The 25,553-nt window shown below is 64.3% G+C and carries 29 protein-coding genes and 1 pseudogene; 15 read left to right on the forward strand and 15 right to left on the reverse strand.

Annotated elements, in window-relative coordinates; translation table 11 throughout:
• Positions 1–31: 31 nt before the first annotated feature.
• On the reverse strand, positions 32–418 hold the full coding sequence (locus FZI91_RS20275; protein ID WP_162525910.1) for a hypothetical protein: 387 nt from the start codon (positions 416–418) through the stop codon (positions 32–34).
• 17 nt (positions 419–435) lie between these two features.
• Here FZI91_RS20275 and FZI91_RS20280 point away from each other — a divergent pair, with 17 nt between their 5' ends.
• The gene (locus tag FZI91_RS20280) at positions 436–939 is read left to right on the forward strand and encodes a nitroreductase family deazaflavin-dependent oxidoreductase (RefSeq protein WP_155940932.1); all 504 of its coding nucleotides are present in this window, start codon (positions 436–438) and stop codon (positions 937–939) included.
• 79 nt (positions 940–1,018) lie between these two features.
• Here the strand turns inward: FZI91_RS20280 and FZI91_RS20285 are convergent, their stop codons facing one another.
• A complete protein-coding gene (locus FZI91_RS20285) occupies positions 1,019–1,930 on the reverse strand; it encodes an SDR family oxidoreductase (RefSeq protein WP_313884541.1) in 912 nt (303 codons plus the stop codon).
• Between the two features lies 1 nt (position 1,931).
• Positions 1,932–2,699, reverse strand: coding sequence for an SDR family oxidoreductase (locus FZI91_RS20290; RefSeq protein WP_162525909.1), 768 nt, complete (start codon positions 2,697–2,699; stop codon positions 1,932–1,934).
• 111 nt (positions 2,700–2,810) lie between these two features.
• Here FZI91_RS20290 and echA20 point away from each other — a divergent pair, with 111 nt between their 5' ends.
• The 5 genes from echA20 (at position 2,811) to FZI91_RS20315 (ending at position 6,773) form a co-directional block, all read left to right on the forward strand.
• Entirely contained in the window at positions 2,811–3,581 is a 771-nt protein-coding gene (gene echA20, locus FZI91_RS20295) for a (7aS)-7a-methyl-1,5-dioxo-2,3,5,6,7,7a-hexahydro-1H-indene-carboxyl-CoA hydrolase (RefSeq protein WP_155940934.1), read from the forward strand.
• Between the two features lie 32 nt (positions 3,582–3,613).
• On the forward strand, positions 3,614–4,516 hold the full coding sequence (gene ipdA / locus FZI91_RS20300) for a cholesterol ring-cleaving hydrolase subunit IpdA (protein ID WP_155940935.1): 903 nt from the start codon (positions 3,614–3,616) through the stop codon (positions 4,514–4,516).
• Positions 4,513–5,259 (forward strand): CoA-transferase subunit beta, encoded by a 747-nt coding sequence (locus FZI91_RS20305; protein ID WP_155940936.1) that lies wholly within the window; start codon positions 4,513–4,515, stop codon positions 5,257–5,259. The genes ipdA and FZI91_RS20305 overlap by 4 nt, the downstream gene beginning before the upstream one ends.
• Entirely contained in the window at positions 5,256–6,332 is a 1,077-nt protein-coding gene (ipdC, locus tag FZI91_RS20310; protein WP_162525908.1) for a (3aS,4S,5R,7aS)-5-hydroxy-7a-methyl-1-oxo-octahydro-1H-indene-4-carboxyl-CoA dehydrogenase, read from the forward strand. The genes FZI91_RS20305 and ipdC overlap by 4 nt, the downstream gene beginning before the upstream one ends.
• Positions 6,333–6,434: 102 nt before the next feature.
• Positions 6,435–6,773: a hypothetical protein gene (locus FZI91_RS20315; protein WP_155940937.1), complete on the forward strand. Its 339-nt coding sequence runs from the start codon at positions 6,435–6,437 to the stop codon at positions 6,771–6,773.
• Between the two features lie 95 nt (positions 6,774–6,868).
• Here FZI91_RS20315 and FZI91_RS20320 read toward each other — a convergent pair.
• The 5 genes and pseudogenes from FZI91_RS20320 to ipdE1 all read right to left on the reverse strand — a co-directional run.
• Positions 6,869–7,126 (reverse strand): annotated as a pseudogene (locus FZI91_RS20320) (hypothetical protein); the annotation flags it as partial.
• Between the two features lie 44 nt (positions 7,127–7,170).
• Positions 7,171–8,319, reverse strand: coding sequence for a steroid 3-ketoacyl-CoA thiolase FadA6 (fadA6, locus tag FZI91_RS20325; protein ID WP_155940938.1), 1,149 nt, complete (start codon positions 8,317–8,319; stop codon positions 7,171–7,173).
• Between the two features lie 18 nt (positions 8,320–8,337).
• A complete protein-coding gene (locus FZI91_RS20330) occupies positions 8,338–8,988 on the reverse strand; it encodes a TetR/AcrR family transcriptional regulator (protein ID WP_162525907.1) in 651 nt (216 codons plus the stop codon).
• Positions 8,989–9,040: 52 nt separating this feature from the next.
• Positions 9,041–9,829: a (5R,7aS)-5-hydroxy-7a-methyl-1-oxo-2,3,5,6,7,7a-hexahydro-1H-indene-carboxyl-CoA reductase gene (gene ipdF, locus FZI91_RS20335; RefSeq protein WP_162525906.1), complete on the reverse strand. Its 789-nt coding sequence runs from the start codon at positions 9,827–9,829 to the stop codon at positions 9,041–9,043.
• The gene (ipdE1, locus tag FZI91_RS20340) at positions 9,829–10,971 is read right to left on the reverse strand and encodes an acyl-CoA dehydrogenase IpdE1 (RefSeq protein ID WP_155941165.1); all 1,143 of its coding nucleotides are present in this window, start codon (positions 10,969–10,971) and stop codon (positions 9,829–9,831) included. Before ipdE1 ends, ipdF begins: the two co-directional genes overlap by 1 nt.
• Positions 10,972–11,071: 100 nt before the next feature.
• Here ipdE1 and FZI91_RS20345 point away from each other — a divergent pair, with 100 nt between their 5' ends.
• The 6 genes from FZI91_RS20345 (at position 11,072) to FZI91_RS20370 (ending at position 16,603) form a co-directional block, all read left to right on the forward strand.
• Positions 11,072–12,634, forward strand: a complete 1,563-nt coding sequence (locus FZI91_RS20345; protein ID WP_155940939.1) for a FadD3 family acyl-CoA ligase — start codon at positions 11,072–11,074, stop codon at positions 12,632–12,634.
• Positions 12,634–13,770, forward strand: a complete 1,137-nt coding sequence (locus tag FZI91_RS20350; protein WP_155940940.1) for an acyl-CoA dehydrogenase family protein — start codon at positions 12,634–12,636, stop codon at positions 13,768–13,770. The genes FZI91_RS20345 and FZI91_RS20350 overlap by 1 nt, the downstream gene beginning before the upstream one ends.
• Positions 13,767–14,723, forward strand: a complete 957-nt coding sequence (locus tag FZI91_RS20355; protein WP_162525905.1) for an acyl-CoA dehydrogenase family protein — start codon at positions 13,767–13,769, stop codon at positions 14,721–14,723. The genes FZI91_RS20350 and FZI91_RS20355 overlap by 4 nt, the downstream gene beginning before the upstream one ends.
• Positions 14,724–14,754: 31 nt before the next feature.
• The gene (locus tag FZI91_RS20360; protein WP_155940941.1) at positions 14,755–15,696 is read left to right on the forward strand and encodes an acyl-CoA dehydrogenase family protein; all 942 of its coding nucleotides are present in this window, start codon (positions 14,755–14,757) and stop codon (positions 15,694–15,696) included.
• A 22-nt stretch (positions 15,697–15,718) separates the two neighbouring features.
• Complete coding sequence (locus FZI91_RS20365) at positions 15,719–16,117, forward strand: MauE/DoxX family redox-associated membrane protein (protein WP_155940942.1); 399 nt, start codon at positions 15,719–15,721, stop codon at positions 16,115–16,117.
• Positions 16,118–16,201: 84 nt separating this feature from the next.
• A complete protein-coding gene (locus FZI91_RS20370; RefSeq protein WP_155940943.1) occupies positions 16,202–16,603 on the forward strand; it encodes a hypothetical protein in 402 nt (133 codons plus the stop codon).
• Between the two features lie 4 nt (positions 16,604–16,607).
• Here FZI91_RS20370 and arr read toward each other — a convergent pair whose 3' ends face one another.
• Positions 16,608–17,033 (reverse strand): NAD(+)--rifampin ADP-ribosyltransferase, encoded by a 426-nt coding sequence (gene arr, locus FZI91_RS20375; protein ID WP_155940944.1) that lies wholly within the window; start codon positions 17,031–17,033, stop codon positions 16,608–16,610.
• 142 nt (positions 17,034–17,175) lie between these two features.
• Between arr and FZI91_RS20380 the strand changes: the two genes are divergently transcribed.
• Positions 17,176–18,447 carry a hypothetical protein gene (locus FZI91_RS20380; protein ID WP_155940945.1) on the forward strand — a complete coding sequence of 424 codons (1,272 nt, stop codon included), beginning with the start codon at positions 17,176–17,178 and terminating at the stop codon, positions 18,445–18,447.
• A 19-nt stretch (positions 18,448–18,466) separates the two neighbouring features.
• Here the strand turns inward: FZI91_RS20380 and aqpZ are convergent, their stop codons facing one another.
• Entirely contained in the window at positions 18,467–19,231 is a 765-nt protein-coding gene (gene aqpZ, locus FZI91_RS20385; RefSeq protein WP_162525904.1) for an aquaporin Z, read from the reverse strand.
• A 245-nt stretch (positions 19,232–19,476) separates the two neighbouring features.
• On the opposite strand from aqpZ, the gene FZI91_RS20390 reads away from it, so the two are divergent.
• On the forward strand, positions 19,477–19,851 hold the full coding sequence (locus FZI91_RS20390; protein WP_155940947.1) for a hypothetical protein: 375 nt from the start codon (positions 19,477–19,479) through the stop codon (positions 19,849–19,851).
• Between the two features lie 17 nt (positions 19,852–19,868).
• Entirely contained in the window at positions 19,869–20,975 is a 1,107-nt protein-coding gene (locus tag FZI91_RS20395; protein WP_155940948.1) for an agmatine/peptidylarginine deiminase, read from the forward strand.
• A 7-nt stretch (positions 20,976–20,982) separates the two neighbouring features.
• Here FZI91_RS20395 and fmdA read toward each other — a convergent pair whose 3' ends face one another.
• The 5 genes from fmdA to hsaA all read right to left on the reverse strand — a co-directional run bounded on the left by fmdA (position 20,983) and on the right by hsaA (position 25,312).
• A complete protein-coding gene (fmdA, locus tag FZI91_RS20400) occupies positions 20,983–22,239 on the reverse strand; it encodes a formamidase (RefSeq protein WP_155940949.1) in 1,257 nt (418 codons plus the stop codon).
• A gap of 14 nt (positions 22,240–22,253) precedes the next feature.
• Complete coding sequence (locus FZI91_RS20405; RefSeq protein WP_155940950.1) at positions 22,254–22,535, reverse strand: zinc ribbon domain-containing protein; 282 nt, start codon at positions 22,533–22,535, stop codon at positions 22,254–22,256.
• An 85-nt stretch (positions 22,536–22,620) separates the two neighbouring features.
• Positions 22,621–23,193: a 3-hydroxy-9,10-secoandrosta-1,3,5(10)-triene-9,17-dione monooxygenase reductase subunit gene (gene hsaB, locus FZI91_RS20410; RefSeq protein WP_155940951.1), complete on the reverse strand. Its 573-nt coding sequence runs from the start codon at positions 23,191–23,193 to the stop codon at positions 22,621–22,623.
• A gap of 14 nt (positions 23,194–23,207) precedes the next feature.
• Positions 23,208–24,110: an iron-dependent extradiol dioxygenase HsaC gene (gene hsaC / locus FZI91_RS20415; protein ID WP_155940952.1), complete on the reverse strand. Its 903-nt coding sequence runs from the start codon at positions 24,108–24,110 to the stop codon at positions 23,208–23,210.
• A 14-nt stretch (positions 24,111–24,124) separates the two neighbouring features.
• Positions 24,125–25,312 (reverse strand): 3-hydroxy-9,10-secoandrosta-1,3,5(10)-triene-9,17-dione monooxygenase oxygenase subunit, encoded by a 1,188-nt coding sequence (hsaA, locus tag FZI91_RS20420; RefSeq protein ID WP_162525903.1) that lies wholly within the window; start codon positions 25,310–25,312, stop codon positions 24,125–24,127.
• Positions 25,313–25,553 lie beyond the last annotated feature (241 nt).

Consider the following 25,553-nt stretch of genomic DNA (forward strand, 5'->3'; position numbering starts at 1 on the left):
GAAACGAAAACCTGCAGATCTAGAACGTGTTCTAGGTACGCGACAGCTTCGGAACGAAGATCGCCCGGATGTGATGAATCCGCGGATCGTCTGCCGGAATTTTGAAGGTCTCGTCCACTTTCGCGACGACCCGCCATCCGGCCGCCTTGGCCTTGGTCTCGATAACGAAACTCGCGATGACGTTCTCCCCCTCGACGCGGAACTTTCGGTTCGACGCGGCCGCGATGAGTTTGAATTGCGGGCCGTTATTTAGGCTGCGCCGCAAGTGATCCCCGGAGAACCCGGTCTTGACACCCTGCTCGATTCGCACACACTCCGGGGCGAACGGCACCGCGTCGGCCTGGTGGGTGACCAAGGCTTCGATGTACGCGTTGGCGGCGGCAATACGAACTTCGTCTGAGGCTGCAGGTGTTGACACCCTCGTAGCATAGGGCCATGTCTAACGGTCTTCCCGCTAGCGGATCATCCGCAACCGCACCCGCCCAGCTGAACTCCGAGTTCGCCGGCAAGCTGATCAAATGGATGACAACCGCCAACGTCTGGCTGTACCAGCGCACCGACGGCCGGCTCGGCGGAAAGTGGCGTGTGGGTGCGGCTTTCCCATGGGGTATACCGGTCATGCTGCTCACCACGACCGGCCGCAAGACCGGGCAGAAGCGGCTGAGCGCGCTCCTCTTTCTGCCCGACGGGGACAAGATCGTTTTGGTGGCCTCGCAGGGCGGGCGCGCCGCCAACCCAGCCTGGTACCTCAATCTGAAGGCCAACTCTGAAGTTACCGTTCAGGTTAAGGGTGATATCCGCACTATGACGGCGCGGACAGCCAATGACGAGGAACGCGCGTACTACTGGCCCAAGCTTGTCGAGCTCTATGCAGACTTCGACAAGTACCAGTCGTACACGACCCGCAAGATCCCTGTCGTCATCCTCGAACGGGCTTAGTTCCGTCCCGCCGAGTGTGAGCGCTGCCGTTCACACTCGGCGATTTCACCAACCTGGCGCTCACACTCGGCGCAAGGCGTCAGCCCTGCGAACCGTAGACCGGGACCGGGGTACGCGCCTGCCCGAGCAGGTCGGTGACCACCGGGCCCAATTCGCTTGGGTCCCAACGGGCACCCTTGTCCACCTGTGGGCCGTGCGCCCAGCCCTCCGCGACGCGGATGATGCCGGCCTCGACCTCGAACACCTTGCCGGTGACCTCGCGAGACTCGGGGCTACCGAGCCAGACCACCAGCGGTGAGACATTCTCCGGGGCCATTGCGTCGAATGCACCATCCTCCGGCTTAGCCATGGTCTCGGCGAAGACGGCCTCGGTCATCCGCGTGCGGGCGGCGGGCGCGATCGCGTTGACGGTGATCCCGTAGCGACCCATCTCAGCGGCGGCCTGCAGCGTCAGGGTGGAGATCCCTGCCTTGGCGGCGGCGTAGTTCCCTTGTCCGACACTGCCTTGCAGACCAGCAGCCGAGCTGGTGTTGATGATGCGCGCATCCACCGCATTACCGGCCTTGAACTCGTCACGCCAGTAGGCGGCGGCGTGACGCAGCGGCGCGAAGTGACCCTTGAGGTGCACGCGGATTACCGCGTCCCACTCCTCCTCGCTCATGTTGGCGAGCATGCGGTCACGCAGGAACCCGGCGTTATTGACCAGAACATCCAGGCGGCCAAAGGAATTGACCGCCGTATCGACGAGGTTCTTGGCGCCGCCCCAGTCTGCGACGTCATCACCGTTGGTGACGGCCTCGCCACCGGCGGCCTTGATCTCCTCAACGACTTCCTGTGCCGGGCTGGAGCCGGCCGAGCCGTCCAGGCCCACACCGATGTCGTTGACGACGACCTGCGCGCCTTCTGCCGCGAACGCGAGTGCATGCGCGCGGCCGATGCCCCGGCCCGCACCGGTGATGATGACGACCCGACCGTCGAGCAAACCTGGCACGTTACTTCTCCTTAGTTTCGACATTGGCGGCATCGAGGAACGCGGGGCGCTCCCCTCCGCCGTGAACCGTGAGGACCGAACCGGTCACATACGAAGACAGTGGCGAGGCCAGAAAGGCTGCGGTCGAACCGATCTCGTCGGGGTTGGCGAGACGTCCCAGCGGCACCGTCGCACCAACAGCGGCGATCCCATCCTCGTCGCCGTAGTGCATTTCCGATAGCTCGGTGCGGATCATCCCGGCGGCGAGTGCGTTGACCCGTACCTTGGGTGCCCACTCCACCGCGAGGCTCCGGGTGAGGCTTTCCAGGCCCGCCTTCGCGGCGCCGTAGGCGGCGGTGCCGGGCGACGGCCTGCTCGCGCTAACACTGGTGATGTTGACGATGGCGCCGCCGTCGTCTTGGTTCTGCATCACGGCATTGGCGCGCTGCGAGACCAGCAGCGCGGAGAGCAGGTTCAGCTCGATGATCTTGCGATGGAAGTTGTGGCTTGCGTCGGCCGCGAGAGCGAAGGGCGCGCCGCCGGCGTTGTTCACCACGGCATCCAGGCGTCCATGTGCGGAGACGATGGCGCCGATAAGCGCATCCACCGACTCCTCGTCGCGGATATCGCACGAGTGGAACTCATAGGGAGTTTCACCCGGACGGCGCGCACAGGTGATCACGGTGGCGCCGAGCTCGTGGAAGACCCGGCTGATTCCCGCGCCGACGCCGCGGACGCCACCGGTTACCAGCACGACGCGACCGCCGAGGCCGAGGTCGTATGCGGTCACGCCGTCATTCCTTCCGTGCACCAACTGCCAATTGTCCTGCGCTTTCCTGCTGCGCACGGGCCATGGTAGCGTACCAAGCAAGTGCTTGTTTCGGTACCTTGAGGGAGCTCAATGCCCATCACCACTGCCACGGTTGAACCGGGCATCGTCACCGTCACCGTTGACTATCCAAAGGTCAACGCCATCCCCTCGCGCGGATGGTTCGAACTGGCCGACGCGATCCTCGCCGCGGGCGATGATCCGTCCACCCACGTGGTGATCCTGCGCGCCGAGGGCCGCGGATTCAACGCCGGCGCCGACATCAAGGAGATGCAGCGCACCCAGGCCGAGGGGCTGGGCCACAAGGCCCTCATCGATACCAACCGGGGCTGCTTCGAAGCCTTCAGTGCGGTGTATCGCTGCAAGGTCCCGGTCATCGCCGCCGTCAACGGATTCTGCCTCGGTGGCGGAATTGGCTTGGTGGGCAACGCCGATGTGATCGTTGCCTCCGATGACGCGGTGTTCAGCGTCCCCGAGGTGGACCGCGGTGCGCTCGGCACGGCCACCCATCTGCAGCGACTTGTACCGCAGCACCTGATGCGTCGGATGTTCTACACCGCCGCCAAGGTCGACGCGAAGACGTTGCACCACTTTGGATCCGTGCACGAGGTGGTGCCCCGCGAGGAACTCGACGAGGCCGCCCTGCGCGTAGCACGGGATATCGCCGCCAAGGACACCCGCGTCATCCGGGCCGCCAAAGAGGCCATCAACTTCATCGACCCGCAGGACGTCGAGTCGAGCTACCGCATGGAACAAGGCTTTACGTTCGAACTCAACCTGGCCGGTGTCGCCGACGAGCATCGTGACGCGTTCGTCGAGACCGGAAAGCCGAAGGGACAGTAGCCGATGAGCCGCTTGCGTGAAGAGGAGAAAATATGAGTGACAAACGAACTTCCCTCGATGATGTTGTCGCCGAGCTGCGCAGTGGAATGACCATCGGACTTGGCGGCTGGGGTTCACGCCGCAAGCCAATGGCATTCGTGCGCGCGATTCTGCGTTCGGACATTAAGGATTTGACCGTCGTCACGTACGGCGGGCCAGACCTGGGCCTGCTGTGTTCGGCCGGCAAGGTCAAGAAGGCGTACTACGGCTTCGTCTCGCTGGACTCGCCGCCGTTCTACGACCCGTGGTTCGCCAAGGCGCGCACCACCGGTGCGATCGAGTCTCGCGAAATGGACGAGGGCATGGTCAAGTGCGGCCTGGAAGCCGCCGCCGCACGCCTGCCGTTCCTACCCATCCGTGCCGGGCTGGGCTCTGACGTCATGAACTTCTGGGGCGACGAACTCAAGACCGTCACCTCGCCCTACGCCGACAACGAGACGCTTGTGGCCATGCCGGCGCTGAACCTGGACGCCGCCTTCGTGCACCTGAATCTGGGTGACGCCACCGGCAACGCCGCCTACACCGGCGTCGATCCGTACTTCGACGACCTCTACTGCATGGCCGCTGAGCGCCGGTACCTGTCGGTGGAGAAGGTCGTCTCGACCGAGGAATTGGTGAAATCCGTTCCACTACAGTCGCTTCTGCTGAATCGCATGATGGTCGACAAGGTGGTCGAGGCACCCGGCGGTGCACACTTCACCATCGGCGCCGCCGACTACGGCCGCGACGAGAAGTTCCAACGCCATTACGCCGAGGCTGCCGCCGATCCCGAAACCTGGCAGAAGTTCGTCGACACCTACCTGTCCGGTTCCGAAGAGGACTACCAGGCAGCCGTCAAGCGTTTCGGCGATGAGCAGCTTGCGCGAAGAGCAGACAATGGAGGGCAGAAGTCATGACAATCACCCGCGCCGAGGTGTGCGCCGTCGCATGCGCCGAGTTGTTCAGGGACGCAGGCGAGATCATGGCCTCCGCGATGTCGACGATGTCGACCGTTGGAGCCCGTCTGGCCCGCTTGACCTTCTCCCCCGATCTGGTGCTCTCCGACGGCGAAGCCGTCTTGATGGCCGAGACACCCGCGATCGGCGGGACATCGCCCATCGAAGGCTGGATGCCGTTCCGCAAGGTGTTCGACGTGGTGGCCTCCGGTCGTCGCCATGTCGTCATGGGCGCCAACCAGATTGACCGCTACGGCAACCAGAACCTCTCGGCGTTCGGGCCGCTGCAGCACCCCACCCGGCAGATGTTCGGTGTGCGCGGCGCCCCAGGGAACACCATCAACCACGCCACCTCCTACTTCGTGGGCAACCATTCGACGCGGGTGTTCGGTAACTCTGTCGACGTGGTCTCCGGTGTCGGATACGACAAGGTCGACCCGGAGAACCCTGCGTTCAAGTACCTCAACGTCTTCCGGGTGATCTCGAACCTCGGCGTGTTCGATTTCAACGGCCCAGATCGTCAGATGCAGGCTCTGTCGCTGCACCCCGGCGTCTCCGCCGAGGAGGTCGCGTCCAACACCAGCTTCGAGGTGCACGGGCTGGACGAAGCCGGCGAGACCCGGCTGCCGACCGACGAAGAGCTGCGGATAATCCGCGAGGTCATCGATCCGAAGTCGTTCCGAGACAAAGAAGTCAAGGCGTGAGCACGCCCGTCCTCAAGACCGCGCTGACCGAACTGGTCGGCATCGACCACCCCGTCGTACAGACGGGCATGGGTTGGGTCGCCGGGCCACGCCTGGTCGCAGCCACGTCCAACGCCGGCGGACTAGGCATCCTGGCCTCGGCGACCATGACGCTCGACGAGCTGATCGCGGCCGTCGCGAAGACGAAGTCGCTGACCGATAAGCCTTTTGGTGTGAACATTCGCGCCGATGCCGGTGACGCCACCGAGCGCATCGATCTGCTGATCCGCGAAAAGGTTCGCGTCGCCTCGTTCGCGCTGGCGCCCAAGCAGGATCTGATCGCGAAGCTGAAAGACAATGGCGTTGTGGTCGTTCCATCCATCGGAGCCGCCAAGCACGCCAAGAAGGTCGCGGCCTGGGGCGCCGACGCGGTGATCGTGCAGGGCGGTGAGGGCGGTGGCCACACCGGACCGGTCGCCACCACGCTACTGCTGCCCTCGGTCTTAGATGCGGTGAAGGACACCGGAATGCCGGTGATCGCCGCGGGCGGGTTCTTCGACGGACGCGGTCTGGCCGCGGCGTTGTCCTACGGTGCCGCCGGCGTCGCCATGGGCACGCGCTTCCTGCTCACCTCCGACAGCACGGTGCCCGACGCAGTGAAGCAGCGCTATTTGGCCTCCGATCTCGGCGGCACCGTGGTGTCGACACGTGTGGACGGGATGCCGCACCGAGTGCTGCGCACCGAGCTCGTCGAGAAGCTCGAAAGTGGCTCACGGGTACGCGGTTTCGCCGCCGCGGTGCGCAACGCTGCCAAGTTCAAGAAGATGACCGGCATGAGCTGGGCGTCCATGGTCAAAGACGGCCTCGCGATGCGGCACGGCAAGGAGCTCACCTGGTCGCAGGTGCTCATGGCCGCCAACACCCCGATGCTGCTGAAGGCCGGTCTGGTAGAAGGCAATACAGGTGCCGGAGTTCTGGCTTCCGGTCAGGTCGCGGGCATTCTGGACGATCTGCCGACCTGCCAGGAGCTGATCGACTCGATCGTCACCGAGGCCGTCGACCACCTGAAGGCAGCCAACTCAGCGATTCTCTAGCCGCCGAGTGGGTATCTCACGAGGCAAATCCCTCGCCAGATTCCCATTCGACAGCAAGGAAAGCCCCAGCGGATTCACAGACTGCGGGAGAATCCTGGCAGGATGACCAACCGAAAGTTCACCTTCTCGACGGCAGCCTGTTGCCTGGCGACCTTCGCGGCCCTCGCGTTGGCTCCCATTGCCGCGGCCGACCCCGACGAGCCATCGGTGCCGGAGCAGCCAATTCACGCGCCCGCGCAGGGATCCATGGAATTGCCGACCGACCGCGGTCGGCACCATGTGTTGTTACAAGACCAGAACTCCGGTGGCGCCAACCCGGATGTGCCGTACGGAACCGATCCCTACGTTCCGGACCACGCGGACGATATCGGCGGCGCCGACCCGTCCACTCCTGACGGCACCGATCCCGACGTGCCGTTCGGCACCTGGGCTGGGGACTAGGAGGGCTAGGCCGGCGGCGGGTACATGGGCGGCGCACCATTGGCGCCATCCATCCACCGCAGCCCCTGCTCCACCAACCCCGGCGGAAGTTGTGCTGGCGCGGGAGCTGGGCCGAGATCCTCCCCCTGATTCCACCAATCCGGCTGCGGGTCCCCCCACCCCTCGTACCGCGAAAGTTGCGGCGGGAGATCGGACATCGACGACGGCATGAACGGGATACCGCCACTCGGCAAGCCCGGGAGCCCGGGGACGCTGCACACCTCCGGTGGGCACGGCTCAGCGACCGCCGGGGCGGCGCTCGCGATGACGCCGAACGTCACAAAGGCCGTACCGATCAGGATTCCAGCGCGCATATGTTCACGCTACGCCGGCGACTGTCGACATTTGGCGATACGAATCAGAGGCGCTCGATGATGGTGACGTTGGCGGTACCGCCGCCCTCACACATCGTCTGCAGGCCGTAGCGGCCTCCGGTGCGCTCCAGCTCATTGAGCATGGTGGCGAACAGCTTGGCTCCGGTGGCACCCAAAGGATGCCCAAGAGCAATCGCGCCGCCGTTCGGATTGACCTTCTTCAGGTCGACGTCAAATTCCTTGGCCCAGGCCAGCACGACGGGCGCGAAGGCCTCGTTGATCTCGACGACATCGATATCGTCCATCGTCAGGCCGGTCTTTTCCAGCGCGTACTTGGTGGCGGGGATCGGGCCGGTCAGCATGAACACCGGGTCATCACCGCGGGCGCTGATGTGGTGAATACGTGCCCGCGGCTTCAGCCCGTGCTCCTTGACCGCCCGCTCGGAGGCAACCAGGACCGCACTGCCACCGTCGGAGATCTGGCTGGCCAATGCGGCGGTCAGCCGGCCACCCTCGACCAGGACCTTGAGCCCCGCCAGCTTCTCCAGCGAGGACTCGCGCGGTCCCTCGTCGACCCGGAAGTCGCCAACCGGGATGATCTCGTTGTCGAAGTGCCCGTTGCGGATTGCGGCGAAGGCCCGCTCGTGGCTGGCCAACGCGAAGTGCTCCATGTCCTCGCGGCTGATGTCCCACTTCTCGGCGATCATTTCGGCGCCGCGGAACTGCGAGATTTCCTGGTCGCCGTAGCGGTGCAGCCAGCCCTCGGATTCTGCTGTGGGCGAGGTGAATCCGTACTCCTTGCCGACGAGCATCGCTGCCGAGATCGGAATTTGGCTCATGTTCTGGAAACCACCGGCCACGATCAGATCGGCGGTGCCGGACATAACACCCTGCGCGGCAAAGGAAATGGCCTGCTGGCTCGATCCGCACTGGCGGTCGACGGTGCAGCCCGGCACCTCTTCCGGGTACCCGCCGGCGAGCCACGCGAGCCGTCCGGCATTGCCGGCCTGCCCACCGATGGCGTCGAGCACACCCATGATCACGTCATCGATGGCGTCGGGGTCGACGTCCACTCGGTCGAACAGACCCTTGAAGGTGGCCGCACCCAGATCCAGCGGATGCACCTTGGACAGCGAGCCGTTGCGCTTACCGACAGCGGTACGCACAGCGTCGATGATGTACGCCTCAGACATGGTGAATCTCCTTGGTTACTAGGTGGGCTGAGCGGTGTTGTTCATGGTGATCCCGCCGAGGACTATCGAAAGGTACTGTTCGGCAACGTCCTGGGCCGTGCGTGAGCCACCCGGGCGGAACCAGCGCACCGACACCCAGGTCGCGTCGCGGATGAACCGATACACCACGGCTACATCGAGGTCCGGGCGGAAGTACCCCTGGGCGATCCCGTCGCGCAGCACCTCAAGCCACAGTTCACGCTGCTCGGTGTTGAGCTCGTTGAGATAGGCAAACCGCTCTTGCGACAACAGCCGCGGCGCCTCGGACTGATAGATGGCGACCTGCGCGTGCTTGGTTTCGATCGCGTCGAACGAGGCCAGAAACAGCCCTTTGAGCGTGTCGACAGGATTCAGGTTGGCCGCCGCGATCTCGCGATACCGCGCGAACAGCCCCTCCAGGAAATCGCGCAGGAGCTCGTCGACAATCGCTTCTTTGGAGTCAAAGTGGTGATAGAGGCTCCCCGACAGGATTCCTGCCGCGTCGGCGATATCGCGCACCGTGGTCGCGCGCAGGCCGCGTTCGGCGAACATCTCGGCGGCAAGGCTCAGCAGCTCGTCCCGCCGAGACGGCGATGAGCCGCTTGCGCGAAGAGCAGCAGGCGAAGCATTCACTTCTGCCACCTTGTCCACCTCCTCACTGTAACAACCAAGCGCTTGTTTGGTCGAGTTTACGTGCCGGATATCACGCCCGTTGGCTGGACACCGAGATGACCTCGCCGGTCAGGTAGCTCGAGTAGTCGCTGGCCAGGAAGGCGATGGTGGAGGCAATCTCCCACGGCTCGGCGGCACGGCCGAATGCCTCATCGGAGGACAGCTTGTCCAGCAGGTCCGAGGAGGTCACCTTGTCGAGGAACTTGTGCCGGGCGATGCTGGGCGCGACGGCGTTGATGCGCACCCCGTGCTCGACGGCCTCGATGGCACTGCACCGAGTCAACGCCATCACGCCGGCCTTGGCCGCCGCGTAGTGCGCCTGCCCGTGCTGCGCGCGCCAGCCCAACACGCTCGCGTTGTTGACGATGACGCCGCCGTGCCCGGCCTCGCGGAAATACCGCAGGGCCGCGCGGGTCGCGCGGAAGGTGGAAGTCAGGGTCACGTCGAGCACCCGGTCCCACTGCTCGTCGGTCATATCGGCGACCGGGGTCTCGCCACCCAGCCCGGCGTTGTTCACCAGGACGTCGATACGCCCTAGGGCCGCAGCGGATTCGGTGATGAGCGCGTTGACAGCCTCGGTGGAGGTGACGTCACATACGACGGCCGCCACCTTGCCCAGGCCGAGTGCGGCCAGTTCATCCCGGGTCTCATTGAGGCGACGCTCGTGGTAGTCGGAGACGACGACATCGGCACCCTCGGCAAGTGCCCGGCGTGCGGTAGAAGACCCAATGCCGGTGCCCGCCGCGGCGGTGACGACGACGGCCTTGCCCTTCAGAAGTCCGTGTCCGGCAATTTCTTCCGGTGCCTGCGACAAACTCACTAGCGCGCCTCTCTGGGTAAACCGAGCACCCGCTCGGAGATGATGTTGCGTTGAATCTCGTTGGAGCCGCCGTAGATGGTGTCGGAGCGCGAGAACAGGAACAGCCGCTGCCATGCGTCCATCTCGCCGTCATCGGTCAGCAGGGTCGACTTGCCGATGATCTCCATCGCCAGCTCGCCTAAATCGCGATGCCAGTTGGCCCACAGCAGTTTTGACACGTTGTCTTGCCCGGGACGCTCCTCGTCCATGGTGGCCAGCGCGTAGGCGCGCATGGTGCGCAGCCCCACATAGGCCTGGGCGAGGCGCTCACGGATCGCCGGATCGTCCGCCGTGCCATTCGCCCGAGCCAGCTCGGCTAGCCGGGAAAGCTCACGGGCATAGGTGATCTGGTTGCCCAGTGTCGAGACGCCGCGCTCGAAGGTCAGCGTGCCCATGGCGACCCGCCACCCGTCACCGGGCTCGCCGACCACCAGATCGGCTGAGGTGCGGGCGTTGTCGAAGAACACCTCGTTGAACTCCGAGGTGCCGGTCAGCTGGATGATCGGCCGAATCTCTACCCCCGGCTGATCCAACGGCACCAGCAGATACGACAGACCCTTGTGCCGCGAGGATCCTGACTCGGTACGCGCGACCACGAAGCACCACTGCGATTGCAGAGCCAGCGAGGTCCACACCTTCTGCCCGTTGATCACCCATTCATCGCCGTCGAGCACGGCGGTGGTGGACACGTTCGCGAGATCGGACCCGGCGCCAGGTTCTGAATAACCCTGGCACCACAGCTCGGTGACATCGCGGATGGTCGGCAGGAAGCGCTGCTGCTGCTCGGGGGTGCCGTAGGCGATGAGCGTCGGCCCCAGCAGTTCCTCACCCAGATGGTTGACCTTGTGCGGCGCCTCGGCGCGCGCGTACTCCTCATAGAAGATGACGCGCTGACTGATCGTTGCCCCACGTCCGCCGTGCTCAACCGGCCAGCCCAGGCAGGTCCAGCCCGCGGCGGCCAGGTGCCGGTTCCAGGCGAGTCGTTCGTCGAAGGCCTCGTGCTCGCTGCCCGGTCCACCAAGGCCTTTCAGCTCGGCGAACTCGCCGACAAGGTTCTCGGCCAACCACTCCCGAATCTCGGTACGTACCTGCTCGTCGGGCATCGACGACATGGATGCCCGCAGGGACAACTCGTGCTCAACCACTCCAGTAGGCTAACCTACCAAGCACTTGCTTTGTTAGAGGAGAGCGGACGGACAGTCGATGCAGACACCCGAACTCACCATTCCGGCCGCGTTGGACCAGGCAGTCGCCCGTTTTGGTGACCGCGACGCCCTCTATGCGGACGACCATTGGCTGACCTTCGCCGACCTCCGAGACCGCGCTCGACGCTTCGCCGCGGCCCTGATCGCGCTCGACGTTCGGCACGGCGACCGGGTCGCCATCTGGTCCCCGAACTCCTGGCACTGGCCCATCGCCTGCCTGGGCGCGCAGTACGCCGGAGCGGCCGTCGTCCCGATGAACACTCGGTACACCGTGGACGAGGCGACCGACATCCTGCAGCGCAGCAAGGCGCCGGTGCTGGTGTCGGTCGGGAGCTTCCTGGGCGCCGACCGCATTCACAATCTGGACACTTCGCAGCTCCCCGACCTGAAACACATCGTGCGGATCGCGGTCGAGGCCGGTGACGAATCCACCTGGGACGAGTTCATCGCGCACGGAGCTGGCGTAAGCGACGAGGACATCGACACCCGCAAGGCGGCGGTGACCTCGGAGGACATCAGCGACATCCTCTTCACCTCCGGCACCACCGGACGCAGCAAGGGCGTGCTGTGCATGCACCGCCAGCCGCTCGCCGCGTCCCTGACCTGGGCGACCTACGGCGAGTTCACCGAGCATGACCGTTACCTGTGCATCAGCCCGTTCTTCCATAACTTTGGATACAAGGCCGGCATCTTGGCGTGCCTGCAGACCGGGGCGGCGCTCATGCCGCAGCTGACCTTCGAACCGGAAGCTGCGATGGCCGCGGTCCAACAGCACAAGATCACCGTGCTACCCGGGGCGCCCACCATCTTCCAGATGCTGCTGGACCATCCGACGCGCAAGAACTACGACCTGACCTCGCTGCGGTACTCGGTCACCGGGGCCGCGATCGTCCCCGTGGTACTCATCGAACGCATGCAGTCGGAGCTGGACTTCGACCTAGTGCTCACCGCGTACGGCCTCACGGAGACACAGGGTTTCGCGACCATCTGCCGGTCAGATGACGACGCCATCACCGTCGCGACCACTTGCGGACGCCCGATGGCCGGGTACGAACTGCAGATCGACGGGGCCGAGAAGCCAGGCGACGAGGGCGAGGTGCTGCTGCGCAGCGCCAATGTCATGAAGGGCTATCTGGACGATCCGCAGGCCACCTCGGAGACCATCGACTCCGACGGCTGGTTGCACACCGGCGATATCGGCAAGCTCGACGAGCACGGCAACCTCACCATCACCGACCGGCTCAAGGACATGTACATCTGCGGTGGGTTCAACGTCTACCCCGCCGAGATCGAGCAGGCGCTGCTGCGACTCGACGGCGTCGCGGATGCGGCGGTGATCGGCGTGCCTGACGACCGGCTTGGCGAGGTCGGCAAGGCCTATATCGTGCTGCGCGACGGCGCGACCCTGGACTCCAAGTCCGTAATCAATTACAGCGCAAAGCATCTGGCCAACTTCAAGAAACCGCGGTTCGTCGAGTTTCTCGATGAACTTCCCCGTAACCTGGGCGGCAAGGTGGTCAAGCCCACCCTGCGCGCCTTGCACGAACAGGAGACCAATTAATGGACCTACTGCTCGACGACGAGACCGAGGCGTTCCGTACGGAGGTGCGCGAGTTCCTAACCGCTAACGTCCCGAATCCGCCACTGCCCTCCTACGATTCCCCGGAAGGTGCTGTGGCGCATCGCCAATGGGAGCGCACGCTGTTCGACGCCGGATTCTCGGCGGTGTCTTGGCCCAAGGAGTACGGCGGTCGTGACGTCACCCTGCTGCAATGGGTGATCTTCGAGGAGGAGTACTTCAAAGCCGGCGCCCCCGCCCGGATCAGCCAGAACGGCATGTTCCTGTTGGGGCCGACGCTCTTTGCACATGGCAGCAAGGATCAGCTAGACCGCATCCTGCCGAAAATGGCCAACGGCGAGGAGATCTGGGCGCAGGCCTGGTCGGAACCAGAGTCCGGTAGCGACCTGGCCTCGCTGCGCTCCCCGGCACGCAAGGTGGACGGCGGCTGGCTCTTGTCTGGGCAGAAGATCTGGAGCTCGCGAGCACCCTTCGCGGACAGAGGATTCGGGCTGTGGCGCTCCGACCCGGACTCCGTGCGCCACCAGGGCCTGACCTACTTTATGTTCGATCTCAAGTCCGAAGGCGTCACGGTACGCCCCATCCCGCAGCTCGACGGCGACGCCGGTTTCGCCGAGATCTTCCTGGACGACGTGTTCGTCCCCGATGCGGACGTCATTGGGGCGGTGCACGACGGCTGGCGCGTAGCCATGAGCACTTCGAGCAATGAGCGCGGCATGTCACTGCGCAGCCCCGGCCGCTTCCTGGCCACCGCCGACCGTCTGGTGGACCTGTGGAAGTCGGTGCCAGACAGCGAATTCGCCGCCGAGCGGGTTGCCGATGCATGGATCGCCGCACAGGCGTACCGGCTACACACCTTCGGCACCGTGACCCGGCTGTCCGGCGGCGGCGAGCTGGGTGCCGAGTCCTCGATCACCAAGGTGTTCTGGTCCGAACTCGATGTTGCCCTACACGAGGCGGCGATCGACCTGCGCGGTGCGGATGGCGAGCTGACCAACCCCTGGACCGATGGATACCTGTTCTCTCTCGGTGGACCGATCTACGCGGGTACCAACGAGATCCAGCGCAACATCATCGCCGAACGCATCCTCGGCCTGCCGAAAGAGCCCAAGAAGTGAAGTTCGATCTAGACACGCAGCAGCGCGACTTCGCCGCCAGCATCGACGCCGCCCTGTCCGCCGCCGACGTTCCCGCCGCGGCGCGCGCGTGGGCAGACGGAAACCACGAACCCGGCCTGGCCGTCTGGTCGACACTCTCCGACCTTGGCGTCACCGCCCTGGCGGTCTCCGAGAAGTACGACGGCATCGAGGCACACCCCGTCGATCTGGTTGTCGCGCTGGAGGGTTTGGGCAAGTGGGCGGTGCCCGGGCCGGTCGTCGAATCGCTCGCGGTGGCTCCGGTGCTGCTCGCCGAGGACGACCGCTCCGCACAGCTCGCCTCCGGTGAGCTCATCGCCACCGTCGCGGCTCCCCCGATCACCCCGCGCGCCCTCGACGCGGATGTCGCCGGGCTCATACTCATCGCCGACGAGATCGGCGTCCGCGAGGCGCGGGCCGGCGCACTGCACGAGTCGATCGATGCGACTCGTCGGGTGTTCGATGTGACGGCAACGGGCGGTGGCGTCTCCGGAGACACCAGCCGAGCCATCGACTTTGGTGTGCTTGCCATTTCGGCACAGCTCATCGGCGCCGGACAGGCACTGCTGGACCGTGCGGTGGAGTACGCCAAGCAGCGTTCCCAGTTCGGCCGACCCATCGGCTCCTATCAGGCCGTCAAGCACAAGCTCGCCGATGTGCACATCGCCCTGGAACTGGCCCGGCCATTGGTTTACGGCGCGGCACTCTCACTCGCCCACCAATCCCCCACCGCGGCACGCGATGTGAGCGCCGCCAAAGTCGCCGCCGGTAAGGCCGCCTACCTTGCCGCGCGATCCTCGCTGCAGACTCACGGGGCCATCGGCTTCACCGCCGAATACGACCTATCGCTGTGGATCCTCAAGGTGAGGGCACTGATGTCCGCCTGGGGCACCTCCGAATGGCATCGCGCTCGCGTACTTGGGGGCTTGCGATGAGCCGCCTGCGCGAAGAGCAGAGGACACTGGCATGAGTGCAGAACGGCAGCTGCTCCAGGACACCGCCCGCTCCGTGGTGACCAAACGAGCCGACTCGGCCGCGGTTCGGGCCGCAATGGAATCACCGCTCGGCTACGACGAGAGTCTGTGGAAGGTCCTGTGCGAGCAGGTGGGCGCCGCCGCCCTCTTGGTTCCCGAAGAATTTGGCGGCGCCGGAGGCGAACTCGCCGACGCCGCCGTCGTGGTGGAGGAGCTGGGCCGCGGTCTGGTGCCCACCCCGCTGATGGGGACCCTCTGGGCCGAGCTCGCGCTGCTGGAGGCCGGGTACGAGGGCGAACTGCTGGAATCTCTCGCCGCCGGTGAAGCAATCGGTGCGGTGGCCTTCGATCCGAAGTACGTCGTCAACGGCGATATCGCCGATGTGGTGCTCACTCTCGACGGTGACCAGGTGAACCTGTCGGAGAACGTCACAGCTGCTCAGTTGTCCACCTTGGACCCCACCCGTCGGCTGGCCGCGCTTGAGGTGACCGGAACCAAACCCATCGGAAATGCCCCCGGCCTAATCGACAAGGCCGGACTGCTGCTGGCCGCCGAGCAGGTGGGCGCCGCCGCACGGTCCCTCGAACTCACCGTCGAGTACACCAAGACACGGGTGCAGTTCGGCCGCGCGATCGGCAGCTTCCAGGCCCTCAAGCATCGGATGGCCGACCTATATGTGCTGGTGGAATCCGCGCGTGCCACCGTGTACCAGGCCATCTCTGACCTGAGCCCCGAGGCCGCGACCGTGGCGAGAATCAAGGCCAGCGAAGCACTTTCGGCAGTGACCGGCGACTCGATCCAGCTGCACGGCGGCATCGCCATCACCTGGGAGCACGACGCACATCTGTACTTCAAACGTGCGCACGGCAGCGCGCTGCTGCTCGGCACACCGCGACAGCTGCTGCCAAGCTTGGAGACCGCTGCGGGGCTCTGAGGTTCCGGCTTAGACTCCCGTCATGGAGACGAAAGCCAGCCCGCGGCTGAGCCAGTGGCCCGCCTACCGACTCGCCGCAGTGCTACTCGGCGTAGGCGCCCTGCATTTCGTCGCACCGAAACCCTTCGACGGGATCGTCCCTGCCGAGCTACCCGGCGACGCCCGGCTCTACACCTACGCCTCGGGTGTCGCGGAGATTGGTACCGGCGCGCTGCTGCTGGTACCCAAGACCCGCAAGACCGGTGGGCTGGTCGCGGCATTGCTGTTCATCGCAGTCTTCCCCGCCAACCTCAATATGGTGCGGCTGTGGTGGGACAAGCCGCTTCCGCTAAAGCTCGGCGCCATTGCCCGACTGCCCCTGCAGATCCCGATGATCACCGAAGCCCTGAAAGTGTGGCGCACCGCCGAACGCGCCGCGTAGAGCTCAGCAATCTCCTTCTCGCCTTCACAGAACCTCCACGAGCAGCCGCTAACGTCGCCTCCGGGAAACAATCCGGGGGGACTTATGGCGATCTACAACGTGATACTTCTCGTGGAGCTGGGGATCGGTGTGCTCTCGATTGTCACCATGCTGCGGCTCTGCACCACACGTGACACCGTGCTGCGGCGACAAGCCCGACGACTCAGCCTGGGCGGCGTCGCGCTGAGCATGACGTTCTGCCTTCTGGCCATCTGTCTGGGCATGATGTTCCGTTGGGAAGCAACGGAAGTGCTGTGGTGTCTCGCGGTGGGGAGCGCGGTCGGCATCACCATCGCGACGGCGGTCGTTGCCCCCGATAACACCCGGCGCGGGCGGTGGTTGGCCGCATTCTGGTCGGGCATCGGAGTCGGTCTCATCTGCACGTTGGTGATCTTCGTTGGACTCTTTATGGTGGCGCTATCCACCGGTTCGGGCTTCGTGCCCTAACGGCCTAGTCGTAGATGACGGCGTTTCCTTCGCGCTGCAGATCAGCGAGCCCCGCCCGGAAGGTTTCCATGAATTCGGGAGGCGGCCCCACCCAGTCCATGACCTCGCCGACGATGCGCACGGGTTCCCGGCTGCGGTAGGAGTGGGTCGGATTGCCGGGAAACTTCTTGTCCGTCACATTCGGGTCGTCTTCCAAGGTGCCCTCCGGTTCCACGACGTAGACATGGCCCCTGCCTTCACCTTTGGCCATCATGGCCGCCATCCCCGCGCCAAGGAGCACTCTCGTCACGTAGATGTGGTTCATCACGCGGCCCTCCTCGTAATTCGACAGATACCCGGGCATCAGCAGGTCACCTATCGCCAGGTCGGCCTTGGTGCCGTGGAAGTACGCACCCGACTCGTGCGCCTCGAAGAAGTTCGGCATCGTCATCCCAGTTCCCATCGTCGAAATTCGTGGTCGCAGGATTGTGCGGCACAGAGGGGGCCTTGCGGCAAGCCCCCCTCTGTGTCATAAATTGAAAGGGGAGAACGAAAAGGTTGACCCCACAACTCCTCAGTGGTCGGGTTAGCTCATGCCGCTACAAATCTCCGACCGAGAACGCGAAGCCCTCGCACAGGTCACCCAGTTCCCGCTGCTAGCGGCGATCACCGGACGACGGTCACGTCGCTTCCCTTTGGGCGGACGCATTCCCGACGGTCCCCTCGCCTTCACCAGCAAGCACCCGGTCACCCCGATATCGGAAGTCGAACGGGCGCTGATTCTTTCGGTGGTCGGTGGCGTGACTGGGTGGCACTATGGCATCACACATCACCCCGGATACGCCCCCTCCTTTCCGAATTATTCCGGCAGTGCGACCGGTCGCACGTTTCCTTCCGCCGCGGGCTTTCACACCAGTCAGCTCTTCTTCACCGACGACACCGGGACCTACCTGCTCCCCACCCGCGATGAGCCGCCACAGGAGTTCACATCCGTCGAGGATTGGATCGCGCACACCGCCGATTCGTATGTCCGCATTTCGGATGCGCGACTTGAGCTGCCCAGGGAAGAGCCGTACATGGAGGGACACAACACCTGGATCGGCAACCACCCGGGCAGCCTGTTGGCCTTCCCGGTGGCCGATTTGGCCGAACACCTAATCGCCAACCTGTCCTTCTTCGCCGCCAACGGATACCTCGTCTACGACGACGTCAACGGACGTCCCATTCCTGGCACCGAAAAGTTCAGCGGCCTCAGGAATTACGACGACCCAATTCCGCTGTCCTTCGTCGAGCAGTACACCCTCACCGAGGCCAGCGCCGAACTCGCCACCGCCACCCACAACGGGGTGCTGCTGCTGCAAGCACTCGGCCTGGGCGGCTGGATGTTCGACGGGCTGGACCGGCTCTCGGTACTTGGCGGGTCCGGCGATCCACGCGCCCCCGGTATCGGTTTCCGTTCGGACACCGACGATCGCTGGCCGTTCCCGAACGCCACTGGGCTACCCGGGTACTTCGAAACCCTCAGCCCGCCACACGTTCCCACGATCGCGGACGGAGTGCAGAAGTTCATCGACCGCAAGTACGGACCCGGCGGCCCCTTCCACCCGGACACCCCCGGAGCCTGGGCGGATTCACGCAAGGTGCGATCCGCCGCGCTCCCCGCGGAGGCGATCCAAGAGATCGTCACCGTCGAGGCGTCCTACATCTACGAGACCTTCGGGAAGATTCCGGGCACCGTTCCGACTGTGCATGTCCTGATGTACCTGCAGGCACAGAACATCGACCTCGACTTCTACGACGAGCACTTCGGTCCCGGCGCCTACCTCCCAACGCACGCCGAACACGCCAGGCGCTGGTACACCTGACGTGTTCTGCGCGGCAGGATCAGCTCTTGTCGGCGCCTCCCGCGAGTGCGAACTTGCCGTTTTCGAAGAGCACCGGGTAGAGCACCCCGCCGATCAAGCCGCCAATCAGCGGCGCCACCCAGAACACCCACAGCTGTCCCGGCGCGGCCCCACCGTTGAAGAAGGCGACACCCGTCGAACGCGCTGGATTCACCGAGGTGTTGCTGATGGGGATCGAAACAAGGTGAATCAATGTGAGGCACAGACCAATTGCTAGCGGACCGAAGCCCTTCGGAGCACGATCGTCGGTGGCGCCGAGAATCACCATGAGGAAGATCGCGGTCAGCACGATCTCGGCCGTCACCACCGCTGCCAGGGTGTAATGGTCGGGCGAGTGTTCGCCGTACCCGTTGGCGGCCATATTGCCGGCAGCCTCAAAACCGGGCTTACCCCGGGCGATGAACCACAACGCGGTACCCGCCACGAGCCCACCGACCACCTGTGCCACCCAGTAGCCCGGCAGGTCCTTGGCCGGAAGTCGGCCACTGATTACCGCACCCAGAGTCACTGCCGGGTTGAAGTGTCCACCCGAAATGTGACCGACGGCGTAAGCCATTGTCACGACGGTCAATCCAAAGGCCAGCGCTACACCCAGGAAGCCGATGCCCAGCTGGATCGCTCCTGTGTTGCCTTCGCCGGCATCGGCGACATTCTTGGCCGCGAAGATCGCACTGCCACAGCCACCGAATACCAGCCAGAATGTGCCGAACAACTCGGCCAATAGTTTCGTACTCGTCTTAGTCACTGTCGGATCCCTTCGTTCGGAAGAACTCGAGTGATCTTGATTACAGCAATTCAAAGTCGAAACCCACAGCCACTTATCAGAAACGGTTGGGTCACGAATTCTGGTGGCACCCAGTAGCCCAATTGACGAGGATGTGCGGCCACACGTGCTCGGGACCAGGGGCATAAACTGCCCGCCGCATCGAGACATCCACCCCTCTATCGTTTGCTGCACTCAGTATGGTGATCACATGACAGGGGTGTCCGATGGACTTTGAACTGCGCTACGACCGCTGGTACCTGCCGCTCGCGACGGCATTACTGATGGGCCGCAAGCGAACGATCATCCGGGTTGCAGACGGCGCGCTCACCGTCAAGCACGGATGGGCCTTCTCTATCCAGATCCCGCTGACGAGTATCCGATCGGCAATAGCTCGCGCTGAGAAGCCGCTGGCCTGGGGCGTGCACCCCAGCGGCACCGGCTGGCTCGTCAACGGCTCACGCTGCGGCATTGTCGACATCCAATACTCCCCGCCCATCAAACCTAAGGCGCCCATGTCGTTCGGCGCGGTCGGCGGCCTTCAGCTCAGCGTCACCGATCCGGAGGGGCTCATCGCGGCCCTACGCCCCCGCGCGGCATAACTTGGCACAATCTGGTTATGCGCCGACGACACCTGTTCCAACTCGGAGCGGGGGTGGCAGCGGGCCTCGCGCTGACTTCCTGCGCCGATGAACGCGACGACAATAATGGCGAGGTGAGCGACGGCAGAACCTGGCGCATGCCTGACGAGGGCGAACCACACCTGCGAACCTGGATGGCATTCGGAGCGAGTGAAGAGATCTGGGGCCAACGGCTGAATCGAAGGGTCCAGCAGAATCTCGCTGCGATCGCCCAGGCCATCGCACAGTTCGAGCCGGTGTCGATGCTGGTGCGACCGCAGGAGACCGAGCTGGCCCGTAAATTGGCAGGGCCCGACGTGGACCTGATTCCCGCGCCCTTGGACGATCTGTGGATCCGCGACAGCGGCCCGGTGTTCGTTCGCAACGACAGCGGCAGCGCGGCCGTTGATTTCAACTTCAACGGCTGGGGCAACAAACAGAAGCACGACTCCGACGCCAAGGTCGCCGACGAAGTCGCCAAGCTCGCCGGAGTTCCTGCTCTACACACCAATCTCGTCCTGGAGGGCGGCGGGATCGAAGTCGATGGTGAGGGCACCGCGCTCATTACGGAAAGCTGCGTTCTCAACAACAACCGCAACCGGGGGCGCTCCAAGAAGGACGTCGAAGCAGAGTTGCAACGCCTACTTGGTCTCCAGAAGATCATCTGGCTGCCGGGTATCGCGGGTATGGATATCACCGACGGGCACACAGATTTCTACGCGCGATTCGCCGGGCCCGGTGTCGTCGTTGCCGGACTGGACAACGACCCAGACTCCTTCGACTACGACGTGACACGTCAGCATCTCAAGATCCTCGAAACCGCTACAGATGCAGCCGGACGCGCATTGCAGGTCGAAGTGCTCGAAGCACCCGAACAGGGCCGCGACGAGTTCGAATCAGAAGACTTCGCAGCGGGTTACATCAACTTCTACGTGTGCAACGGCGGCGTCATCGCCCCGGAGTTCGGGGATCCGCGTGCCGACGCGGAGGCCAAATCCACCCTGGAACGTGTTTTTCCCGGCCGCAGGGTGATTCAGCTCGATATCGATGGGATAGCCGCCGGTGGCGGTGGCATCCACTGCGCCACACAGCAGGAACCCCGATAACGCCGACTCAGTACGCAACCGATCGCGGTGCCCCCGGGCCGGCGTCGATCTGCACCGGGCCCGCGGCCGAGGGCGTCACCGGGAAGTCGAAGATCGCCGTCGGAATATAAACAGTGGCACAGGAATTCGGAATATCGACGACGCCGGACAGTCGCCCCTCGATGGGCGCGGCGCCCAGTAGAAGATAGGCCTGCTCCGGGCTATAGCCGAACTTGGTCAAGTAATCGATGGCGTGCAGACAAGCGCGCTGATACGCCAAATGCGAATCCAGGTAACGCTGTTCGTCGTCGAGGGTGACCGAGGTCCCTGAGAATGCCAACCACTGCGAATACTGCGGATCGGTATTACCCGGCATGAAGATCGCGTTCTCCGACACCCCATAGGTGTCCATACCTCCCTTGAGGACGTCGACATGCAAGTCGATGAAGCCACCCATCTCGATGGCCCCACAGAAGGTGATCTCGCCGTCACCCTGGGAAAAGTGCAAATCGCCGACCGACAGCTTTCCGCCCGGCACGAACACCGGGTAAAACACCCTGCTGCCCTTGGTCAGGTTCTTGATGTCCTGATTGCCACCGTTCTCCCGGGGCGGCGCGGTGCGGGCCGCCTCAGCCGCCGCTCTGTCGAAGGTTTCCCCGGTAAGCGCACCGAGCACCGCATCCCGGGGCTCCGGCGGAAGTGCCAGCGCGGGAACACGGTTGGGATCTGTGGCAATCAGTGCACCCTCGCGAGCGTTCCATCTCGCCAGCAGTTCTGCCGATGGCGCCGTCCCCATCAACCCCGGATGCACGATCCCGGTGAAGCTGACCCCAGGAACATGCCGGGAGGTGGCGGTCTGCCCCGAGAAGTCCCAAATCGCCTTGTACGCATCCGGGAACTGCTCGGTAAGGAATCCGCCGCCGTTGACAGTCGGGAAGATGCCGGTGTAACCCCACCCCTGACCAGCCAGCGGCCCGGAGTCTTCCTGCGGGATGGGACCCACATCCAGGATGTCGACAATCAGCAGGTCTCCCGGCTGTGCCCCCTCCACCGAGAACGGTCCCGACAAAGCATGCACCGTGGTCAGTGGGGCATCACGGATGTCGTCGGCGGAGTCGTCGTTGTGAATCGCGCCGTCGAACCATTCGCGGCAATGCACACGGAACGAAGTACCGGGCTTCACGACTGCCGCCGGCGGAATGTCCGGGTGCCACCGGTTGTGCCCGACGATCTGTTGCTCGGTGAATTTCTTGCTCGAATCCAGCGGGAACAACACTTCGGGCATGGCAGTCCTTCCGGTCAGGGGCGGGGCAACTTGCGATGCAAGGGATTCGATGTCACCGGGGCTGATCGGCGTGCCGGAGGCGGCGCGGAAACCACGGGCGGCTCACTGGCACTGCGATGGGTGGCATCGAGCAAGCGCATGCGCGATGAGGAACCACGACTCATTCCGGCGATACCGAAAAGCCGTCGTGCCGAGGCGGGGCAGCCGGGGCACGGCACCGTATCGGGCGCCGTGGCCATCGGAAATTTACGCGAGGTATCGCCACAGTTCGCGCACCGATACTCGTACAACGCCATGACCCGCCCTCACCGAGGTAGCACCTGGAACTGTGACGTTACGCCGGATTGGCCAGGCCCGCACAGGAAACGAACCGAGGGCCGGTTACAGCCAGGTGTCCTCGGTGGTGGCGGTAAGGAACGCCTCCAGGTCATTGCGCCAATCGGCGGGCGTGGTCTTATCGGGCTCGATGCCGGTGTACTGCCCGCGGTAGAACAACAGCGGACGGGTAGCGGACGGAATCGCGGTGCTTTCGCCAAGCTCCTTGACGGACCCGAACACCACCCAGTGATCTCCACCGTCGTGGACAGTGGCGACTTCGCAGTCGAGGTACGCCAACGACCCGTTGATGATCGGCGATCCGAGACCCGATGGCCGCCAGTCGATTCCGGTGAACTTATCGGGCTCACGGGAGCCGAAGCGCGCCGACACCTCGCGCTGGTCCTCGGCGAGCACGTTCACACAGAACTTGCCCGAGGCCTCGATGGCCGCCCACGACCGGGACTGCTTGGTGGGACAGAACAGCACCAGCGGCGGGTCCAACGACAGCGCCGCGAACGACTGACAGGCGAAGCCCACCGGTGCGTCCTCGTGCGTCGTGGTAATGATGGTGACGCCGGTACAGAACTGCCCCAGCACATTCCGGAACGTCCGCGGATCAATCTCCGGTTCAGACATCTCTGCGCGGACCTCTACTTGAACCCGATGCTGAAGTCGTGACCCCACAGGCTGATCCCCACGCTCTCCCGCGCGATCCAGCTCTCGTCCTCGACTTCCAGTCCTTCGCAACCGAATTCCATGTCGAACCCGCCGGGGGTCTTCATGTAGAAGGACAACATCTTGTCGTTTATGTGCCGACCCAGGCTGGCCGACATTTTGACCTTCCTCCGGTTCGCGCGGTCCAGGCAGAGGCCGACGTCGTCGGAATTCTCCACCTCCACCATCAGGTGCACGATGCCAGTCGGATTCGGCATCGGCATGAACGCCAGTGCGTGGTGCCGCGGGTTGCATCCGTAGAAACGCAACCAGACCGGATCACCGTCGGCGGGACGCCCCACCAGCTGTGGGGGCAGCTTCATCGAGTCTCGCAGCTGGAAACCGAGCACGTCCTGATAGAACGCCTGCGCGGCGGCGTCATCGGTACACGTGAGCACCACATGCCCAAGCCCTTGTTCGGCGGTGACGAATTTGTGGCCGTACGGGCTGACGAACCGGCGGCCCAGGTACTGAGCGCCGTGGAAAACCTCCAGCACATTCCCCGACGGATCGTTGAACCGGACGAAACCCTCGACCTTGCGATCTGAAATCTCTGCCTTGGTGCCCTCTGCGTACTCGACCCCGGCCTCGGCCAAACGTTCCCGTACGGCCTGCAATGCCGGCGCGTCGGCGACCTCCCAACCGGAGGCCAACAGTCGGTCGTTGTCTCCCGGCACGATCACCAGACGGGCAGCGACATCATCCATCCGCAGATACAGCGCCGACGGGTCATCGCCAGCACCTTCCATCATGCCGAGCACCTTGGTCCCGAACTCGCGCCAAGCCGCCACGTCGGTGGCCTGGATCCGCATGTATCCGAGCGCCTTGATAATGCTCATGGGGTACGGCTCTCCTAAACCATTGTGTCGGTGGCGGGCAGCTCGAAGGCGTGGTTACCCCAGATCTGGTAAGCCCGCTCGGCGTCGTTGGCCGCGTGCACGCGTCCGGCGTGCGCATCACGCCAGAACCGCTGTACCGGAGCATCATTCGACAACGCAGTGGCACCGGAGTTCTCGAACAGCAGGTCGATCGACGCAATAGCCCGGCCGGTTGCGCGCACCTGGTCGCGGCGTGCGGCGGCGCGCAGCTCGAACGGGACCTCCTGTCCGGCCGAGATGAGCGCGAACTCATCGCCCACGTTCCCGATCAGCTGACGCCATCCGGCGTCGATGTCACTGGCAGCCTCGGCAACCCGCACCTTGGTGAACGGGTCGTCCTTGGCCTTCTCGCCGGCGTAGGCGGCACGCACGCGCTTGCCCTGCGCTTCGACGTGCGCCTCGTACGCGCCGTAGGCCATACCCATGATCGGCGCGGTGATGGTGGTGGGATGCATGGTGCCCCACGGCATCTTGTACACCGGAGAGGTGTTGGTCTCGTAGCCGCCGGCGGTCTGGTCGTTCATCTTCTTGTACGACAAGAAGCGGTGCGTCGGCACAAAGACGTCCTTGACGACGACGGTGTTGCTGCCGGTGCCACGCAGGCCGACCACGTTCCACACGTCGTCGATGCGGTACTCGGTGCGCGGGATCAGGAAGCTGCCGAAGTCGACGGGACGGCCGTCCTTGATGACGGGGCCGCCGAGGAACGCCCAGGTGGCGTGGTCGCAGCCCGAGGACCAGTTCCAGGAACCGCTCACCAGGTATCCGCCGTCAACGACGACTCCCGCGCCCATCGGGGCGTACGAGGACGACACACGCACGTTGGTGTCCTCACCCCAGACCTCCTCCTGCGCCCGCTGGTCAAAGAGGGCCAGGTGCCAGTTGTGCACGCCGATGATCGAAGAGACCCAGCCGGTCGAGCCGCACGCGCTGCCCAGACGGCGCACCGCCTCGTAGAAAACGGTCGGATCGGTCTCGAAGCCACCCCACTGTGACGGCTGCAGCAGCTTGAAGAAGCCAATTTCCTGCAGGTCGGCGACCGTGGCGTCGGGCAGACGCCGCAGGTCCTCGGTCTCCTGCGCGCGCTTGCGCAGGGTGGGCAGCAGGTCGTCAATTCCTGCGAGAACCGCCTGAATCTCGTCCCGCTGTTCGGTCGTCGTCACTGCATTTCCTCCACTGCTGTAGTTAGCATCAGTCGGCACAAACTAGGGCTAGTAGTTCGCAACAACCACGGCACACCCTCGGTGACAGCGGTTGTTCCCTGCTGAGACTAGAACACGTTTCGATCTGTGTCGACATTGCCTCTCCCACCCCGGGAAGGCGGGCTCAACTGGAACAAAGCAACAACGGTGTTGTAGGGCCAAAGGTCAATTCTGTAACCTGTTCTAGTTCGGTTCTAGTTGA

Origin of the sequence: Mycobacteroides sp. CBMA 271, from assembly GCF_009729205.1 — a bacterium.
GTDB lineage: Bacteria > Actinomycetota > Actinomycetes > Mycobacteriales > Mycobacteriaceae > Mycobacterium.